The organism is Microcystis sp. 49638_E5 (assembly GCF_021300285.1).
Classification (GTDB): Bacteria; Cyanobacteriota; Cyanobacteriia; order Cyanobacteriales; family Microcystaceae; genus Microcystis; species Microcystis aeruginosa_C.
Genome location: NZ_JAJTDH010000004.1, coordinates 82,242 through 100,404 on the forward strand (window position 1 = coordinate 82,242; position 18,163 = coordinate 100,404).

The window sequence follows — 18,163 nt, forward strand, 5'->3', positions numbered from 1 at the left end:
AAATGGCATAAAATCTGTCAATAGACTATTTAATTGATTATTATTTATTCTCCTGACTACTGACTACTGGCTACTGACTCCTAACCCTAACAACAATTTTTGATTTTTATAAGAGGTCTAATGATCACTGATTTTCATTGACTAATACCCGTCCAGATAGATCGTAAATCATAATATCCCATTGCCCATTTTTTGCCGCTTCAAAAGCCACTTTAGAACCATCGGCACTGATGATCGGATTGCGTACTTCCGCGAGCAGATCGGGAGCAATTTCCCTTCTCTGTTGAGTTTGTCGATCGTACAGATAAATAGCCGTTTTTCCCTGACGACTAGCAGTAAAAACGATATAACGACCATCTTCACTAATGGAAGGACTAGAAGCGATCTGATCGAGAGAATTTAGTCCGGGTAAAGACAATAAACGGCGATCAATAGCATCAAAAAGATAGATAGCTTGGGAACCATTGCGATCGGAAGCAAAAACGAGATAGCGAGAGGCAAGATAGGGAGTTAATTCACTAGCAGCACTGTTTAAACTTCTCCCCCCTCGATCGAAAGGAAAAGACAATAAACTGGGATAACCAGCACATCCAGTTAACAAACTAATTACAGCAACAAGACTAATAAAAAAATGACGTTTCACGGTTTGGGACTTTCAACGGGACTGCCATCGGCAATATCTAACTCGATATTCGGACCGCGATCGAGAACCTCCACATCCCATTGTCCCCGACGAGCGGACTCAAAGACAAGATAACGACCATCGGGACTAAGACGGGGATTTCGCAACCAACCGCGATAATTTTGACTCAATAACTCAGAACGATCGGTAATGCGATCATATAAAGCGATGACGGGACGACCCTCAATAATCACCATATAAGCCAGATAACGCCCCGTTTGGCTTAAACTAGGGCTATCGGTAATTTCTTGACCCGTATATAATCCCCCCGGGGCCTGGTATTGTTTTGTCTGCAAATCATAAAGCAGTATCTGATTACTACCGCGACGATTAGACAGGAAAGCAAGCCAACGACCATCACCGCTCAGGGCAGGTTTTTCGTCATTATAGCGACTATTTAGGGTTCCTGTAGATAAACCGGGGTTATTGAGATTACAACCGCCTATAACCCCTAAAAACAAGCAGATAAACAGGAAAAAGGGAGCTTTGGTCATCGGACCTACTCCTTAATAATCAAACCTAGTCGGATTATCATTACTCGACTCCCGTTCACTATTATCCGGTCTCTTCCAATCTTCTTGATCGCCAGCATCCCTAGGATCGATCGGTTGATAATCGACGTATTCCCCTTTAAATGGCGGATCATCCTCAATTATTGGGCGAGGACGACGTTTTTGGCTAGTGCGGGGCGGTTTACTGCTCGTCTCTTCACTAGCGGGACGACGACGGGGACGGGGACTGGTTTCTTCCCAATCATCACCGCTACGGCGCTGATCATAAACATCTCGATCGCTAGTGGGGGAACTATTGCGGGGACGACGATTAGCCGTTTTGCGACTGCTAGGATCGGCCGGCCGACGGGTGCGGGTGCTGCGGGGTTCCTCGTCCTGATAACTAGAAGTGCGGGAAGAGCGGGGATCATCGTAACCGCGTAAACGGGGATTATCTTCGTAACCTTCCTCTGGTTCGTAGGTGTCGAGGGGTTCCAATTCGGCCCGATATTCCCGACTCACAGGACGTTCATCCACAAAAGACGTGCCTCGGCGGGCCTGTTCCGTGGTTAAACCCCGCAATTTTACCGTCTCGAAGGCAAAAAACACCGCTGCCCCGGTCAGCAAAAATTGTCCGAATTGCAAAATCGGATCCAGTCGCCACCCTTGAAAAAGTAGAATCAAACCGCACAGTAAACCAACGGCGGCAAAAAATATATCATGATCCCTGGAAAGTTCTGGCCGCACCGAGCGCAGGAAGTATAACCCGGCTCCGGCCACTGCCAGAAAAATTCCTAAGATACTGGCCGAATTCAGCCCAAAATTGACCATCTTTATCTCCCTTCTCGGTGCTTAAATTCAAGAATCGAGTCTTTATCTATAGCCGTCAGCTTTCAGCAGCAATCTTGCTGTTTTTAACTTCTAGAGTCGAGCTATATTCTAACCCCGAAGTCTAGCACTATATCTATCATCCTCGATTCTAACTTACTCGATCGAGCCTAGTTTAAACAACTATTGTTAGGGAAGTGGGGAAGTGGGGAGACCACTTCGTGCGCGTTGCGGGGGGAAGTGGGGAGATTTTATCAGTGAACAGTGAACAGTAATCAGTGAACTGAAAACTCACATCTGATAACTGATAATTGATAACTGATAACTGATAAGGCTGACATCTTAACAAAATCTTTAGGAATTGCCCATTGACAGGATTGACTAAATGTGATGGCTATGTTTCGGGCATTTTAACGTGATTTCTTGATCACTTTTGAGCGATCGCTATCGTTGGGAAGTTAATCGCCGAAAGTCTGAAAGGAGGGATTTTCATTGATGCACATCATGGTTAATTTGTAAAGTGCGTAAGTCCTAATCTTAATAAGATCAGACAGAAATTTTTCTGTCATATCATAAAATTAACTTAACCTAGGCAAGAGGGAATTATAATATAATGTGAGTACAATCTAGGCTAAGTGGATAGTCTTTTTGTATTAATAGTTAATTCAGTCCATAAAATAAGGTGTGAGGATTGACCCATGTCAAAACTATTCAAGAATTTAGTAAAGGTAACTCCTTTAGTATTAGGTGCTTCCGTAGCGGCTGCTGGCAGCGCAGTGGCTCAAACTATGCCGGGGACACCTCAACTCAAGGTTGATCCAGCTGCGCAACAACAACTCGATCGCATTCAACAGGCCCAAAGTAGTCAGCAGATCAATACAAGTGTCTATCAGGGTTCCATGTCCCAGGTGACTAGCGTTAACCAACTGCGGGACGTATCTCCCACCGCTTGGGCCTACGAGGCATTAAGAAGCCTTGTGGAACGTTACGGCTGTATCGTTGGTTATCCCGACCGTACCTTCCGTGGTGATCGCGCCACCACTCGTTGGGAATTTGCCGCAGGTTTAAACGCTTGTTTAAACGTCATGGAACGTTTAATTCAAGATGGTGTCGGTGTACTCAGAGAAGATATCGATAAATTAAAACGTCTTGTTCAAGAATTTGAGACCGAACTAGCGGCTTTAGGGGCTAGAGTAGATAACCTGGAACAGCGCGTTGCTTTCTTGGAAAACAATCAATTTTCCACCACCACCAAACTCAGAGGTGAGGTAATCTTCAGTGTCGCCGATAGCTGGGGTGGTCGAGCTGCCATTAGAAATACCAACGGTACGGTAACTGGCGCCAGCAATCAAGATCAAAGTCAAACAGTATTTAATAATCGGGTTCGTCTCAACTTTGAAACCAGCTTCACTGGTAAAGATTTGTTAAGAACCCGTTTACAAGCAGGTAACTTTAACAACACTTTCAACCAAAGTGGTCCGACGAGAACCAACATGACCCGTCTGGCATATGATGACGGTCGTGACAACGATGTAACCATCGATGACTTGTTCTACCGCGCTCCCATCGGCACTCCCTTCGGTAACATCACCGTTTGGGTTGGTGCTAACCAGTTAAACCTTGATGACGTTTTCATCACTGCTAACCCCTTCCTCTCCGATAGCGGTACGGGTGCTTTATCTCGCGGTCAACGCTACAATAACATCGTCTTCCGGGGTCCTTCTGGGACGGGTGCAGGGGTTCGATTCAAGGTCGGCGATATTTTCCAAGTTACAGGGGCTTATCTGGCCGGTAGTGGTGCCTCCAGTCCTGAACCGGGTAAAGGTTTGTTCAATGGTTCCTACAGTGCTGGCGCGCAAGTAGGTTTCTCCTTCATCAAATTTGCCGATATTAACTTCATCTACGTTCGCAGTTATCAAACCGCGGCTGATATTAGTTCTGGTTTATTCGGTAACGTCAGCAGCCCTCTGACTGAGCGTCCCTTCGGTAACGTTCCCACTGTAGCTAACCGTTTTGGTTTACAGGGTAGTGCCCAAGTTATCCCTGGAGTCTTAAATATAGGGGCATGGGCTGGTTATGCCGATGCCAAGGCCACAGGAGCTAATGGTGCGATCGGAGATAATACCGCCGATATCTGGTCTTGGAACCTTAATCTTTCTGTCCTCGACCTCTTTGCGGAAGGTGCGGCATTCTCTTTAGGTGGTGGTCAAGTACCCCGTTCCGATAAAGAAAGCAGAACCTCTTACATGGTAGAAGCTCAGTATAAGTTCCCAGTCACCAAAAACATCCTGATTACCCCCGGTGCCTATGCGGTCTTCAACGGTAACAACGAAGGTAACGCCATTTTGGTCGGTGTCATCCGGACAACTTTCCGTTTCTAAGCTGAGTTGACGAAGTCGATAAATAAGAACGGTGGGATTTATAAATCTCACCGTTTTTTTACTTTTAACTTTTCACTGGGTATAACCATTTATGAGAAGATGATCGGAGCGTCCCAAACGCTGCTATATTTACTTAGCCTATTTAGTTGCTTATCTATGCACTCTCTGTCTTTCCCCCGTCGCACTAAAATTGTGGCCACGATTGGCCCGGCCTCGCAAAATAAGGAAACATTACGTCAGATGATCAAGGCGGGGGCGACAACATTTAGATTAAACTTTTCCCATGGCGATCACGATTACCATCGTCACAGCATTAACCTGATCCGTCAGTTAGCCTTTGAACTCAATCAACCGATTGGCATCCTTCAGGATCTACAGGGGCCAAAAATTCGTTTAGGTAAATTTGCCTGTGGGTCGATTACCCTGAAACCGGGGGAACCCTTTATCCTTACTTCTAGGGATGTGGAATGTAATCAGGAAATCAGTTCCATTAGCTATCCCTCGCTCGCCCAAGAAGTCCCAGAAGGTTCGAGAATTCTCCTCGATGATGGTAAAGTCGAAATGCGGGTGGAATCAGTGGATCGCCTGAAAGGAGACCTGTCCTGTCGGGTGGTGGTTGGGGGTGTCTTATCCAGCAATAAAGGGGTAAATTTTCCCAACGTTTATCTGTCGGTAAAAGCTTTAACCGATAAGGACAAAAAAGATTTAATGTTCGGACTGCTGTGGGATGTGGATTGGATCGCCCTTAGTTTTGTGCGTAATCCCCAAGATATCCTCGAAATTAAAGAATTAATCGCCAGTGCGGGTAAATCTATCCCCGTGATCGCTAAAATTGAAAAACACGAAGCGATCGAGGAAATGGAGGCAATTTTATCCCTCTGTGATGGTGTTATGGTGGCCAGGGGAGATTTAGGAGTAGAATTACCAGCCGAAGACGTGCCAATCCTGCAAAAACGCCTGATTAATACCGCTAATCAGCTAGGCATCCCGATTATCACCGCCACTCAAATGCTTGACAGTATGGCCAGTAATCCTCGTCCCACCCGCGCCGAGGTTTCTGACGTAGCTAATGCGATTTTAGATGGCACTGATGCGGTCATGCTTTCCAATGAAACGGCTGTGGGTCATTATCCCATCGAAGCGGTGGCAACCATGGCCCGCATTGCCGAAAGGATCGAACGGGAACAGATAAATAGTGCCGCTCGCTCTAACAATAAACAATCGATTCCTAACGCTATTTCCTCGGCAGTCAGTCAAATTGCCGAACAATTGGGGGCAGCGGCAATTATTACCCTGACAAAAACTGGCTCTACTGCCCGTAACGTCTCCCGATTTCGCCCCAAAACCCCGATTTTAGCCGTTACTCCCCATCGGGAAGTGGCACAGCAGTTACAGCTAGTTTGGGGCGTAAAACCGATGTTATTGCTCGATTTACCCTCCACCAGCCAAACTTTTCAAGTGGCGATGAATCTCGCCCAGGAAAATAACCTCCTCGCGGATGGTGATTTAGTGGTGATGACGGCGGGAACTCTGCAAGGGGTGGCCGGTTCCACGGATTTAATTAAGGTGGAAGTGGTAAAATCCCTTTTGGGCAAGGGTACAGGTATCGGCCAGGGTGTGGCCAGTGGCCGGGCGCGAGTGGCCCATAATGCCCGGGAAGTGGGTAGTTTTAGTAACGGGGAGATTTTAGTCGTTCCCACCACCAGCGCCGAATATGTGGATATGATGCGGAAAGCTGGCGGAATTATCACCGAAGATACCGCGATGAACAATCACGCCGCTACTATCGGTTTAAAATTGGGTATTCCTGTGATTGTCGGGGTTAAAGATGCCACGAAAATTATCCGCGAAGGGGTGATCATTAGTCTCGATGCTCAACGGGGTTTAATTTATTCTGGTATTGGCAAGGGTGCGGCAACTATGAAAAACTGAGTCGGTTATCAGTATTCTCCGAGTCAGTATTCTCCGAGTCAGGAGATTATTTTTATTTATTCTCCCCACTCCCTGCTCCCCACTTCATAATTCATAATTCATAATTCATAATTCCCCAAAACCCATTTTCACTTGTCTATGAGCGATTCTTACTCTGCTGCCGTCGATAATCCGGCCTATACTGTTGAACAAGCGATCGCTAATATCCAGCAAAGAGAAGACCTAGGCGCGCGTTATTATGCCGCTTGGTGGTTGGGTAGATTTCGTGTTCGTCAACCGGAGGCGATTTCGGCGTTAATTGCCGCTTTAGAGGACGAAAGCGATCGCACTCCTGACGGCGGTTATCCCCTGCGACGCAATGCCGCCAGCGCTTTAGGGAAATTAGATGATCTCAGTTGTCTTCCCGCTTTGATTGCCTGTCTCGACTGCGAAGATTATTATGTGCGCGAATCGGCTGCCCAGGCATTGGAAATGCTTCAGGATCGAAGAGCGATCGCACCTTTAAAGAAACTATTAGAGGGTGGCATCGAAGTGGCCGTTTTAGTGGCGGGAAAACCCCATTTAGTCCAACCCTACGAAGCGATTATCGAAGCCTTGGGAACCCTGCAAGCGAGGGAAGCGATTCCCCTCATCGAACCGTTTTTAAAGCATTTCGTCGAAAAAGTGCGTTATGCGGCTGCTCGCGCCCTCTATCAACTCACGACTAACCCCCACTATGGCGATATTCTGATTAAGGCTTTGCAAGGGGAAGAATTACAGCTGCGTCGTTCTGCTTTAATGGATTTAGGTGCTACGGGTTATCTGCCAGCTGCCCCTGCGATCGCTAATACTTTGGCGGAAAATAGTCTGAAACTGGTTGCTCTCAAGGAACTTTTAGAAAACTATCTAAAAACTAATTCTAGCGGCGAAAATATCTCCGAAATTCTCACTTTAATGGATAGTTTATTGTAATTAATCATTGGTTAGTTTTTATGACTCTACCGAACCTGTCATGTAAAACTATCAACAACTCGTGCTTGTAAAGCTTGTATACTAAAGCTTTGAGTTTTTGTTAGATTGATATTTATCAACTTTAGAGCATTGCTGGGAAGAACCGTTTTTATCTAAATTCAAACTCATAAAATCCAGAGGTTTTATGCTAATTCAAACTGATTATGCTGGCTGGCTAAACGAAACAATCACTCTGTTAAAACAAAAAAACTTTGATAAAGTTGACTGGGAAAACTTGATCGAGGAGATAGAAAGTTTGGGCAGAAGTCAAAAACGTGAACTCCGCAACCGGTTAACCACCATCTTAGAACACTGCCTCAAACTTTGCTATACTGATTACGTTGAGGATTATCGAGGTTGGCAAGAAACTATTAGGCGCAGTCAACGGGAACTAGAAGAACTTTTGAGGGATTCTCCTAGTTTAAAACCCTACTGGGATCAAGTATTTTTAGATTGCTATGCCACGGCTTTAAAAAGCTTGCGAGATAACCCAGATTATCAATCCTTTAACTTTCCCGATGATTGTCCTTTTCCCCAAGAAATTAGTCAGATTTTACAGAAAAAAGTTTGGCGATAAAATTATCTTTAAGAGTTTGTTGGTGGGGTTAGGAGATAAGAATCAGTCGTCAGGAGATTATTTTTATGGTTCTTCCGAACTTACACTGTAGAAAATTCCTCAAGCTCCCTCTCTGCCCAGCAATGCTCTAAAGTTGATAAATATCAATTTAACAAAAACTCAAAGCCTTAGTATACAAGCTTTTACATGACAGGTTCGGTAGAGCCATTTTTATTTATTCTTCCCACTTCATAATTTATAATTTATAATTCATAATTCATAATTCATAATTCATAATTCCCAACCCCTCATCCCCTCCAATGATAACCAATGCTTCCCACCGTTGAGACTTTAATTATCGCCGTCGAAAAAGCCGACTCAGCCAATGAGTTACTAACCGCCGTGGAAAACTTAGCCGCCGCCAAAAGTGAAGCGGCAATACCCACCCTCACCGATGTGCTGAGATATAACAACCCCGGCGCCTCCGTGGCAGCCGTGGATGGTTTAATCGCCATCGGCAAAGCGGCGGTTCCCTATTTACTAGCCAACCTAGACGGTTATAATTATGGGGCGAGAGCTTGGGCAACCCGCGCCCTAGCAGGAATTGGCGATGTGCGAGGATTGGACTTATTACTTGAGGCGGCGGTGAGTGATTTTTCCTTTAGCGTGCGGCGAGGGGCGGCTAGAGGCTTAGGAAATATAATTTGGTCTGATTTGGAGGAAAGTCGGGTTTCTGAGGCTCAGAATGCTGTTTTTGCGGCACTGGAGAAACTTTCGCAAGGGGATCCAGAGTGGGTGGTTAGATATGCGGCGATTGTCGGATTGGAGGGGTTAGGAACTGCGGCGGCGGCATTTCGCGGGGCGATTCGGGAACTTTTAGGACAGATTCGGGAGACGGAAGCGGAAATAGTGGTAAGATTGCGCGCCGATCAAGCTCTGGAACACTTACAATAAGCCTAAGTCGAAAGTAGAAAAACTTATTTCTCTACAGGGAGAAACAATTACACTAACATTCTATGAAATATTGGCAGGAAATTTTAGCGATCGCTCAACGAATTTTAGTAGAATTAATCCGGCGCGGGCGTAGCTTAATCCTCTGGGGCATTTTCCCGATCCTTGTCCTGCTCTTAAATGGCTATATTATGGCAGAAAAAGGCAAAATTGAGCTTGACGAGGCGATGGCTCTGGCTACTCCTCCCACCCTCGTCGGGGCGGCACTTTTCTTTAGTTGTTTGGGGGGAACCGTGGCGACGGTAGTGGCAGAAAGGGAACAACAAACAATTAAACGGTTATTTTTATCGCCTTTAAGCGGTGTTTCCTATTTTATCGGCATTTTTCTCGCCCATTGTGCGATTGCCGCCTGTCAGACAGTTTTAGTTTATTCTATTGCTAAACAGTATGGAGCCACTTTTAAAGGCTCAATTCCTCTAGAATTATTAATTATTTTTCTTAGTATCACCGCCTATGTGGGTTTAGGATTTATCCTCGGCACTCAACTGGCGAAAAGAACAGAAGATGTTAATGCTTTGGTGGGAACTTTTGGGGTTCCTTTATTAATTTTAGGCGGCGTTTTTCTCCCCACTGCTTTATTCCCCGACAATATTCTGTCTCTGGCTAAATATAACCCGATCTACCACATGAATGAAGCTTTAATTGCTGTTTGGGCAAAGGGCAAAAATCTACAAGATATTAGCTCTCATTTTCGCTTTCTTTGTCTTTTTGCTCTAGCTATGGTAGCAGGTGGTTGGCTTACCTATCGACAAATGTTAAACCTTGAACGCCGACTGTAAATCAGTTATCAGTTAGGTAGGGTGGGTTAGGCGGAGACAAATTATCAGACTTAATCATTAATTTATCTATTTGCCGTAACCCACCATCAGTTATTCAGCTTCCTATTTTTCAGTATAATTAGCCAATTTCCCTGTTATTCTTACTATTACCTAGCTGACGGATGATGGCTTAAAAAATCCTGACTATCCTTGTTACTTTATTAAAAATGCTGACTATCAATAATGTCAAAAAGAATTACGGAAGACGCTTAGTATTAGATCAATTAAACTTTCATATTGAAGCGGGGGAAATTTACGGTTTACTCGGTCCCAATGGTGCAGGAAAAACCACCACTATTAACTTAATTTGTAATTTATTAAAACCCTCATCGGGAGAAATTACCTTTAATTATTTGCCAATTTCCAGAGTTACTAAAGAATTAATTGGGGTTGCCCCGCAAGAAAATTTATTGTACAAATCCCTTACTTGTGAGGAAAATCTCAACTTTTTTGCTCAGATTTATGGACTTGATCGCCTCCAGCGTCGTCATCGGATTAAAGCCAGTTTATCGGCAGTAAATTTGCTTGATCGCGCCCGTAGTCCGGTGGAAACTTTAAGCGGTGGAATGCAGCGCCGGATGAATATTGCCGTGGCTATTGTTCATCAGCCAAAATTATTAATTCTCGATGAACCAACTACCGGTTTAGACATCGAATCTCGCTATGAAATTTGGGATTTAATCGGAGAATTACGGCGCCAGGGAATGACAATTTTATTAACTACCCATCTCCTCGATGAAGCACAGCGTCTCTGTCAACGTATCGGGATTTTAAAACAAGGTCGTATTATTGCCGAAGGTAATTTAAATCAGCTGCGTCAGCACATTCCTGCGAAAGAAATTATTATCATGGATACCCGGGATCAAGAAGCGGCAATAAATCGAGGTAAACAGTTAGGATTTACTCCCAAATTTTACGGTAAAGATTTAGCTTTTTGGTTACATGAACATCTAGAATTAAGCGATATTATTCGGGCATTTGACGGCATTAATATTGATTCTATCGCCCGTCAGACGATACAGTTAGAACATATTTATATGGAAATTATGAATCAATTTTAAACCCGTTTTTGAAAATTCAGCTTGATGATCGACATTTTTCAGTAATTGGCCTCAATTAAGCTAAATCGCCGTTTTTTTAGGGTCATGATCATCTATAATTTTTAGATAGGTTCTATTAATTGGAGACAAAATCAATAATGAAATTAACCTCTATCCCTGGCTTATTAAGTCTATCGGCGGTATTATTAAGCTCACATCTACCGGCAGCGGCGCAAAATTGTCGGCCACTTTCTTTATTAGGGGGTGAAGGTAGTGAAGTTACGAAAAGCGTCTCACAACCCACTGTTCCAGGTCCTTTCGGTGTCACGATAACTCGTAATAATTGGAATACCGATTGGGCAGTGCCGGGGGGGAGACGTTTTCAGAGGTTTATCGTTACGGTTTCTGTCCCCCGGGCTGCCTCTTTTGATATCCGGCTGTTTCTCAAGTATAGCGATCAAACTAACGAGGAATTTTTTAATACTAATGGAGTACGAATCGAACCCGATAAACCCTTAACAATTACTGCCACAGTACGCGCAAATGATCAACCTTTTTTAGTTAATCTTTTTGTCAATGGTATTCAGCACATCGGTAATACCTACACCGCTTCTGTTGTCGGTTGTGAACGATAAAATATATAAGGTGTGCTGAAAAAGTTTTTTGGTGGGGGCAGGGTGTGGGGTTTTAAGCTAAGAGGCATTTTAATCGCCTATCCGATTAGCTGAATCTCTCCCAATCCCTTTACTGTTGCCTCTTGTTTCATCTCAACAGGCAATTTAAATTCGCGGGCAGCCCCGGACTTTACTCTCTACCCCGATTGACCTTCAGTGGGACAATTAGATCAACGCACAATTAAGGATTTTTGTCAAGAAAATAATATTAAACTTATTATTGATGTCTGCCATGCCCACGCCCAAATTATCTGGCAATTAGCGATTAATTAGGCTACCCTAACTAATATGCCCCCATTGGCCTCGATTTAGAACTGGCTTTTATCCGTCCCCACCTTATTATCGATTTTTTTCGGAAATATTTATGTCTGAAACTATCACTCCCGCCATTAGCGATCGCATATGTAAACACATGAACAAAGATCACGGTGATGCCGTGCTTTTCTACGCTCAAGTTTACGGCAATATTACCGATGCAGAAACCGCTCAAATGCTCTCCATCGATCCCCAAGGCATGGATTTAGCCGTAGAAAAATTAGGGGAGAGTCAAACAATTAGAATACCTTTTGAGCGCACCCTAGAATCAGCCAAGGATGCCCATAATATTCTGGTTGAGATGCTAAAAGTTAATCAAAGCACCCCTTGACAAAGCCCGATTTTGCTCCTATCACCGAAAAAGACCAACCTAGAGAATTAGCCCATGAATCAGGTTAACAGTACGGGAATAAAAATACCCAAGTCTAGCTGGCGTTTACTGCCTTTTTTAGTCTTGGGTGTGCTAGTTTTTGCCTTTAATTCCTCCCTAGAATTAAATTATCTAGTCAAGGGTTATATTACTCTCTTGGAATTACAGGCAGGCATCGTGGTTTTATACTTTCTTTTGGCTAAATTAGGGAAATCTCAAAAATTATGAGAAATAGAACTATAGCGGCTTTACTAGCCTTTTTTCTTGGTTATCTTGGCATCCATAAATTTTATCTAGGGGAGAATTTAGCAGGTATTCTCTATCTACTTTTCTTCTGGACTTTTATCCCCGGCATCATTGCTTTTTTTGAATTTATTGGTTTAATCATCATGTCAGATCAAGCTTTTGATGCTAAATACAATCCTAACTATCTCGCCAACAGTACAGAGCGAAGACTGCCAGAATCAGGTCAGCAAAAAACTGCTACTTTACTCCAGCTTAAAAAGCTTTACGATCAGGGAATTATTACTGCTGAAGAATACGAAGAAAAACGCAGAAAATATTTAGATTCTCTTTAAAAAAATATGTCTAATCTCTCTCCTCGCCCTCCCGAATCTTCCGAGTGGATCTGGCTATCCTTAGTCCCAGTTTTCGGGGGACTTGCCATTGCTAATGCTGGCAAAAAAACTAATAACCAAAGCTGGTTATCCGTCGGCATTGCTTTGACAATTATCTCCCTTATTTTCCTTACACAAGAGGCTTTTATCGTCATTTGGTTTGCCCAAATCGGCCTGGGTTTATACATCCGTCAACAGCTTAATTCCCATCCAATAGCTTCGGCAAATAGAACCGATTCTAGACAGTCATCCTCTCCTCTCGAAAAAATTGATATTAACAGCTGTTCCACCAACGATCTGGTTTATAAATTAGGGTTGCCGATTGTCTATGCCAATGATATTGTTTCTGTCCGTAATGAAGGACATATTTTTACCCATTTGGAAGAATTACACTTCCTAGCTGGTTTACCGGAAAATTATCTCAAAAAATTGGAACCTTGGATTATCTTTGCCTACGATATTCGCCAAGAAGTTGACGTTTCTTGGCGTTGTTTAAACTACTACTCCGTTGCGGAATTAGTCAATCTCGGTCTTGACTTTTCCCTGGCCGATAAAATTGTCGCCGAAAGAGAAAAAAACGGTGTCTATCGTTCGGCCATCGAAGTGAGAAACCGGACAGGTATTCCCTTAAAATCCTATCAGCAATTGCTCTAATTCGCTTTATTCGGCTCTTCTGGTTTCTGTGTGGAAACGAGGTCTATACTGATAGTTTATTTAACCAAATAGTCCTAAAAGTCTTTCCCAGTAAACATTTCACGATTTCATAAGCAAAAATTATCACACAAAGTCGAGAAGAGCCTTTATTCTAGTTATAGTTTGCTGAATAAATCTAAAAACCTTGTTGGATAAAGTTTTTAGACTTTTTTTCCTTCAAAAAGTGCCGACCATTAGAGTGATCGGGGGTAAAATTCAGGGAAAAAGTCCCTGAATTTTAGGTAACTGACTACCTCAAAATCGGTAAAACCCTACACCCCACACCCCACACCCCACACCCTGCCCCCACCAACAAACTTTTTCAGCAGACCCTAGTTAGAGCTTGAATTGCTTTTCTATCAAAGACACGATCCAACTTCTAGGTAAAAAACGGGGCAGATTGACGATAATTTTATTAGCAAATTTACCGGCTACCACGTTGGGGCGTTTGTTTGCCAAGGCGCTTAAAGCCTCTTGTACCACCACTTCTGCCGAATCTAACCGGCCGTTTTTGCCCATAAAAGCCCTGGGAAATCGGGCCACCTCAAAAAAATTAGATTCCGTCGGACCGGGGCAAAGAGCGAGGATTTCAACGCCTTTGTCTTTATTTTCTGCCCAGAGAGACTCGCTAAAACTGAGGACAAAAGCTTTTGTCGCCGCATAGACGGAAAGATAGGGCAGCGGTTGAAACCCAGCAATGGAAGCAACATTGATAATTGCCCCCCCAGCACCAGCAAGCATGGGACGGAGAAAATAGTGGCTTAATTCCACCAATACCAGATTATTTAACTGGATCATTTCTAACTGTCGGGCTAAATCCTGCTCGCTAAAAGCACCATAACCACCAAAACCAGCATTATTTACCAGTAAATCAACGTTGATTCCTTTTTGGTTCACCGTATCATATACTAGCTTTCCCGCCCCAGCAACGGTCAGATCTTGGACGATAACCGTCACTTTTACCCCGTATTGTTCCTCTAATTCCGCCGCTAATTGTTCTAGTTTATTCCTAGATCTAGCGACTAAAATTAGCTCCATTTGCCGTTGGGCAAGTTGACGGGCAAAGACGACACCGATACCAGTGGAAGCGCCAGTAATGAGGGCTGTTTTCATAAAAGATCAACTAAAAATAGCTCTTTTGCTGGAATCTTACCATAATTACCCTTCCATTTACAGTTCTTAACTTGGCGGGGAAGGCATTTTTTCAACTTAGGATATATGTTAAGCTAGAAATAGAACAAAGGTCGAGGGAGGTGCAGAAATGACAGTTATAAGCTTCACTGATCAAGATATTGCCAAATATACCGCCGCTGATATTGCTTCTTTGGCCGAACGACTAGAAAAAGATGAGTATAGTAACCCCTTCGAGGCTTTGCGGGATTGGCACCTGTTGCGAGCGATCGCTTTTCAAAGGCAGGAATTAGCCGAACCTTATCTTTATCTGTTGGATCTAGAAGCCTACGATGAGGCTTAAAGTGGCTTCGTTAAACAAAACTTAACACAAATTACTGGGGGTGTGAGACTAGCACACCCATTATTTTTGATTATGGTATTCTCTGGCTGAAAAAAGCCCCTAGCTTTTTGCTCCTTATTTCCCTACTATCAATAACAAAGTATTTTTAGGCGATCGACTAAATTATGGGCAAACAATACAACGTTTATGGGATCGGTAACGCGCTCGTCGATATGGAATTTCAAGTCTCTCCTGAATTACTGCAAGAATTAGGCATCGATAAAGGAGTGATGACGCTGGTGGACGAAAATCGTCAAACCCAGTTGATGGAAAAATTGGCTCTTGATTGTAAACGCAGCGGCGGCGGATCGGCGGCGAATACCCTAGTAGCGATCGCTCAGTTGGGAGGTAAAGGTTTCTATTCCTGTAAAGTGGGCAATGACGAATTAGGTAAGTTTTATCTGCAAGATCTGCGGGCCTGTGGTTTGCATACCAATGAACACGGCGGCGAAAAAGAGGTGGGAATCACGGGAAAATGTCTAGTTTTTGTGACTCCCGATGCTGATCGCACCATGAATACTTTTCTCGGCATCACTGGGGAAATTTCCGAACGGGAATTAGTCCCCTCAGCGATCGCTAATGCCGATTATCTCTATCTCGAAGGTTATCTCGTCACCTCTCCCACTGCCAAAGCTGCCGCTATTAAAGGGCGAGAAATTGCTCAGGCTGCTGGAGTCAAAACCGCTTTATCCCTGTCGGATCCCAATATGGCGATCTTCTTCCGGGAGGGATTACTGGAAATGATCGGAACGGGGTTAGATTTCGTTTTCGCTAATGAGTCGGAAGCTTTGACTATTTCTGGCAGCGAGGAAATCGAGTCAGCGATCGCCTATTTTAAAACCATTGCCAAAGGATTCGCTATCACCCGGGGTGCCAGTGGTTCTTTGATCTATGATGGCGAAAATCTCCTGGAAATTGACCCCCATCCCGTACAGGCGATCGATACCGTCGGTGCAGGGGATATGTATGCAGGTGCGTTTCTCTACGGTATTACCCACGGTATGGGTTACAAAGGAGCAGGAAATCTCGCTTCTCTAGCGGCTGCCCGGGTGGTTTCTACTTTTGGGGCGCGTTTACAAACCGAGGAAATTCAATCCCTGCGCGATTCGATCGTTTTGGGATAGGTTTTGTCAGTGATCAGCTTGTAGTCAGTAGTCAGGTTTTTTCTCCCTGCTCCCTGCTCATAGTCTTAACGAGTAATTTAGATAGGGTTTGCTGAATAAATTTGAAATGTAGGCAAAGTAAGGGTTTTGGGGCTTTTCTCGCGAAACAGGTGCAAGATTTTGAGAGAATCGTCGTTCAAAACCTTGCGTCTTCATCGGCCCGCGTCCTGTAGGGGCGAAGCATTCGGGCAATAACCTATCGGTGAAAACGTAGATTTTCTATCCGAATGCTTCGCCCGTACTTATTCAGCAAACCCTAGATAGTCATACTAAATCCTGTTTAAAAGGTATAGGAGAGTGGGGAGAAGGGAGCGGGTTTTTCAAGTTGGATTGGGAGTTAATCATGCTATTAAAAACCGATTCAGTATAACGTTTCCGTTAGACATCAGACACTAATGGTAAACGACGAATACGAATACGGCTTGGCTCAACCGTAATGGCTGATCCTTGTTCTAAATCGTCCTCGCACTCAGCGATTACTGTCAACAAAAGATTCGTAAGTGCTTGGGCGCGTAATCTTTCAACCCGAATGCGAATGACTGAAGGAGTATTCGCCACATCAAGTGCCAGCAATGTATGGAAATCCGCATCGAGAGTAGCAACAACCCGTCCCTCGTCTCTAGCCCTTTGGATAATGTCTGAGTCTTCAGCTTCAGACATCCCTATTTCACCAACATGAATAGTGTCGATCCCAGCATCACATAATAAAGTTGCCGCAGAAAGCGGTAGTCCCTGATCAAGCAACAGCTTCATAGCGATTAGGAAGTTCAATGATGCGATCATCCAAGTAGGAAGAGGCAAAAATTAGGGCTTGTCGAATATCTTCATCCTCCAGTTCGGGAAACTCTTGATGTAATTCTGCTCGATCGGGATAAGTTGCCAGTAGCTCAATCACTCGACGAACCGTAAGGCGAAGATTACGAATGCAGGGTTGCCCATTCATACGGTTTGGATGGCTCGTAATACGATCTAGTTTCATTAGAGTAATTCTATTTCTTCATGATCATTTTAACCTTTAGCGGGGTAAGCAATGCCTGAAAAACATCCTCCACATATCCATTCTCCGTCATCAGATAAACCGTCACCCATACTATCTTTATATCACGTCCAAAAGCCTGTTAGTCAGATTAGCCCACACCACACTTTAACCCACAGTTTTAATCAATGGGCATGGTGCGTTCCCCAAAATCGATCAGTGGAGCAGTGGGAGCCACATTAGGGAACGCACCCTACGGCGATAGCGTACTGCTACGCAGTGCCTTCGGCATCGCACTGATGCTTTTAGAATCGCAATACCTCATAGCGTTCCTCCCGAAAACAGCCAAAACAGCCATACAACATAATGAAGGATCACGATCGCCCAAAAAGTGACTTGATAAGACTTTTTCTGACCTTTATGGCGCAATATTCGCTGGGCAATAAACCCGCCCAACCATCCACCTGCAAGTTCACACAGATGTAGCGTTTGTTCAGAAGTTCGCCAATCCTTTCGTTTAGCACGAGATTTATCATCTGCGTATAGAGCGTAAGTCACTAAACTCATTACGGGATAAAGAATCAGTGGAATGGGATTGCGTGTCGTCCATGTAAAATGAATAGCTCCAAACAAAGGCAGAAGCGACAACAGAACTACCTCAACTATCGGAAAGCTTGAAATGATGGCATCAGAGGGTTTAGTTCGACTACTTGAAGGTTCTGACTTGTTTCTTGCTCCCAGAATAAATGCGTTGTAAGCTCGAACTTTGCCATCTGAGTCAACTATGCAGTGGTAATAAATCGTGTCGTTTTCTTGTGGACGACGGGTTGCATCTTTAACTTCAGAAATATGCAAAAAAACTTCTTGACTCCCATCAACGGGTTGAATAAAACCAAATCCACGCTCATCTTTCCATTTTGTAAGCTTTCCACTGCGGAGACCGGATTGCATAAAAAATCTCAATAACGAAAACTTTGTGGTTCTAACAAATCATCTTCAAGGACAGCCACAACCAAAAAACGAAGCAGCCCAACTACATATTATAGGTCAACTTTCTGCATAAAACTCTCTGAGGCAACGATATGGTTCAACTTTCGGTATAACACTCCATTT

General features: G+C 44.0%; 21 protein-coding genes. 14 read left to right on the plus strand and 7 right to left on the minus strand.

Features of this window, described 5'->3' with window-relative positions:
* Positions 1-124: 124 nt before the first annotated feature.
* The 3 genes from LW728_RS01635 to LW728_RS01645 are packed head-to-tail and all read right to left on the minus strand — an operon-like array spanning position 125 to position 2,004.
* Positions 125-643: a TolB family protein gene (locus tag LW728_RS01635; RefSeq protein WP_002741428.1), complete on the minus strand. Its 519-nt coding sequence runs from the start codon at positions 641-643 to the stop codon at positions 125-127.
* Positions 640-1,176, minus strand: coding sequence for a TolB family protein (locus tag LW728_RS01640; RefSeq protein ID WP_287764871.1), 537 nt, complete (start codon positions 1,174-1,176; stop codon positions 640-642). Before LW728_RS01640 ends, LW728_RS01635 begins: the two co-directional genes overlap by 4 nt.
* Positions 1,177-1,188: 12 nt before the next feature.
* Positions 1,189-2,004, minus strand: coding sequence for a Ycf66 family protein (locus LW728_RS01645; RefSeq protein ID WP_287669988.1), 816 nt, complete (start codon positions 2,002-2,004; stop codon positions 1,189-1,191).
* A gap of 695 nt (positions 2,005-2,699) precedes the next feature.
* On the opposite strand from LW728_RS01645, the gene LW728_RS01650 reads away from it, so the two are divergent.
* The 12 genes from LW728_RS01650 (at position 2,700) to LW728_RS01705 (ending at position 13,359) form a co-directional block, all read left to right on the plus strand.
* Positions 2,700-4,382 carry an iron uptake porin gene (locus LW728_RS01650; protein WP_287764874.1) on the plus strand — a complete coding sequence of 561 codons (1,683 nt, stop codon included), beginning with the start codon at positions 2,700-2,702 and terminating at the stop codon, positions 4,380-4,382.
* A 156-nt stretch (positions 4,383-4,538) separates the two neighbouring features.
* Complete coding sequence (pyk, locus tag LW728_RS01655) at positions 4,539-6,314, plus strand: pyruvate kinase (protein WP_002798912.1); 1,776 nt, start codon at positions 4,539-4,541, stop codon at positions 6,312-6,314.
* A gap of 138 nt (positions 6,315-6,452) precedes the next feature.
* On the plus strand, positions 6,453-7,265 hold the full coding sequence (gene cpcE / locus LW728_RS01660) for a C-phycocyanin alpha-cysteine-84 phycocyanobilin lyase subunit CpcE (RefSeq protein WP_287764877.1): 813 nt from the start codon (positions 6,453-6,455) through the stop codon (positions 7,263-7,265).
* Between the two features lie 184 nt (positions 7,266-7,449).
* A complete protein-coding gene (locus tag LW728_RS01665; RefSeq protein ID WP_004268461.1) occupies positions 7,450-7,881 on the plus strand; it encodes a DUF29 domain-containing protein in 432 nt (143 codons plus the stop codon).
* Positions 7,882-8,190: 309 nt separating this feature from the next.
* Complete coding sequence (gene cpcF, locus LW728_RS01670) at positions 8,191-8,814, plus strand: C-phycocyanin alpha-cysteine-84 phycocyanobilin lyase subunit CpcF (protein ID WP_004268459.1); 624 nt, start codon at positions 8,191-8,193, stop codon at positions 8,812-8,814.
* Between the two features lie 62 nt (positions 8,815-8,876).
* Entirely contained in the window at positions 8,877-9,650 is a 774-nt protein-coding gene (locus LW728_RS01675; RefSeq protein ID WP_002784574.1) for an ABC transporter permease, read from the plus strand.
* A gap of 206 nt (positions 9,651-9,856) precedes the next feature.
* Positions 9,857-10,750, plus strand: a complete 894-nt coding sequence (locus LW728_RS01680) for an ABC transporter ATP-binding protein (RefSeq protein ID WP_287669998.1) — start codon at positions 9,857-9,859, stop codon at positions 10,748-10,750.
* Positions 10,751-10,887: 137 nt separating this feature from the next.
* Positions 10,888-11,364 carry a hypothetical protein gene (locus tag LW728_RS01685; protein ID WP_004268456.1) on the plus strand — a complete coding sequence of 159 codons (477 nt, stop codon included), beginning with the start codon at positions 10,888-10,890 and terminating at the stop codon, positions 11,362-11,364.
* Between the two features lie 403 nt (positions 11,365-11,767).
* On the plus strand, positions 11,768-12,049 hold the full coding sequence (locus tag LW728_RS01690; RefSeq protein WP_004268454.1) for a DUF2470 domain-containing protein: 282 nt from the start codon (positions 11,768-11,770) through the stop codon (positions 12,047-12,049).
* A gap of 54 nt (positions 12,050-12,103) precedes the next feature.
* Entirely contained in the window at positions 12,104-12,316 is a 213-nt protein-coding gene (locus LW728_RS01695; RefSeq protein WP_287670002.1) for a hypothetical protein, read from the plus strand.
* Positions 12,313-12,666, plus strand: a complete 354-nt coding sequence (locus LW728_RS01700; RefSeq protein ID WP_287670004.1) for an NINE protein — start codon at positions 12,313-12,315, stop codon at positions 12,664-12,666. The genes LW728_RS01695 and LW728_RS01700 overlap by 4 nt, the downstream gene beginning before the upstream one ends.
* 6 nt (positions 12,667-12,672) lie before the next feature.
* Positions 12,673-13,359, plus strand: coding sequence for a helix-hairpin-helix domain-containing protein (locus LW728_RS01705; protein ID WP_287764879.1), 687 nt, complete (start codon positions 12,673-12,675; stop codon positions 13,357-13,359).
* A gap of 375 nt (positions 13,360-13,734) precedes the next feature.
* Here the strand turns inward: LW728_RS01705 and LW728_RS01710 are convergent, their stop codons facing one another.
* Positions 13,735-14,511 (minus strand): SDR family NAD(P)-dependent oxidoreductase, encoded by a 777-nt coding sequence (locus LW728_RS01710; protein ID WP_287764882.1) that lies wholly within the window; start codon positions 14,509-14,511, stop codon positions 13,735-13,737.
* Positions 14,512-14,659: 148 nt separating this feature from the next.
* Between LW728_RS01710 and isiD the strand changes: the two genes are divergently transcribed.
* Both isiD and LW728_RS01720 read left to right on the plus strand, forming a co-directional pair.
* Complete coding sequence (gene isiD, locus LW728_RS01715) at positions 14,660-14,872, plus strand: protein IsiD (RefSeq protein ID WP_002732311.1); 213 nt, start codon at positions 14,660-14,662, stop codon at positions 14,870-14,872.
* A 164-nt stretch (positions 14,873-15,036) separates the two neighbouring features.
* On the plus strand, positions 15,037-16,035 hold the full coding sequence (locus tag LW728_RS01720; RefSeq protein ID WP_287764884.1) for an adenosine kinase: 999 nt from the start codon (positions 15,037-15,039) through the stop codon (positions 16,033-16,035).
* Positions 16,036-16,452: 417 nt separating this feature from the next.
* On the opposite strand, the gene LW728_RS01725 is transcribed toward LW728_RS01720, so the two are convergent.
* From LW728_RS01725 to LW728_RS01735, 3 genes are all read right to left on the minus strand, one after another.
* Positions 16,453-16,827 (minus strand): DUF5615 family PIN-like protein, encoded by a 375-nt coding sequence (locus tag LW728_RS01725; RefSeq protein WP_287670010.1) that lies wholly within the window; start codon positions 16,825-16,827, stop codon positions 16,453-16,455.
* Positions 16,811-17,053, minus strand: a complete 243-nt coding sequence (locus LW728_RS01730) for a DUF433 domain-containing protein (RefSeq protein ID WP_002790012.1) — start codon at positions 17,051-17,053, stop codon at positions 16,811-16,813. The genes LW728_RS01725 and LW728_RS01730 overlap by 17 nt, the downstream gene beginning before the upstream one ends.
* 318 nt (positions 17,054-17,371) lie before the next feature.
* Positions 17,372-18,001: a DUF1294 domain-containing protein gene (locus LW728_RS01735; RefSeq protein ID WP_002761869.1), complete on the minus strand. Its 630-nt coding sequence runs from the start codon at positions 17,999-18,001 to the stop codon at positions 17,372-17,374.
* Positions 18,002-18,163: the final 162 nt, after the last annotated feature.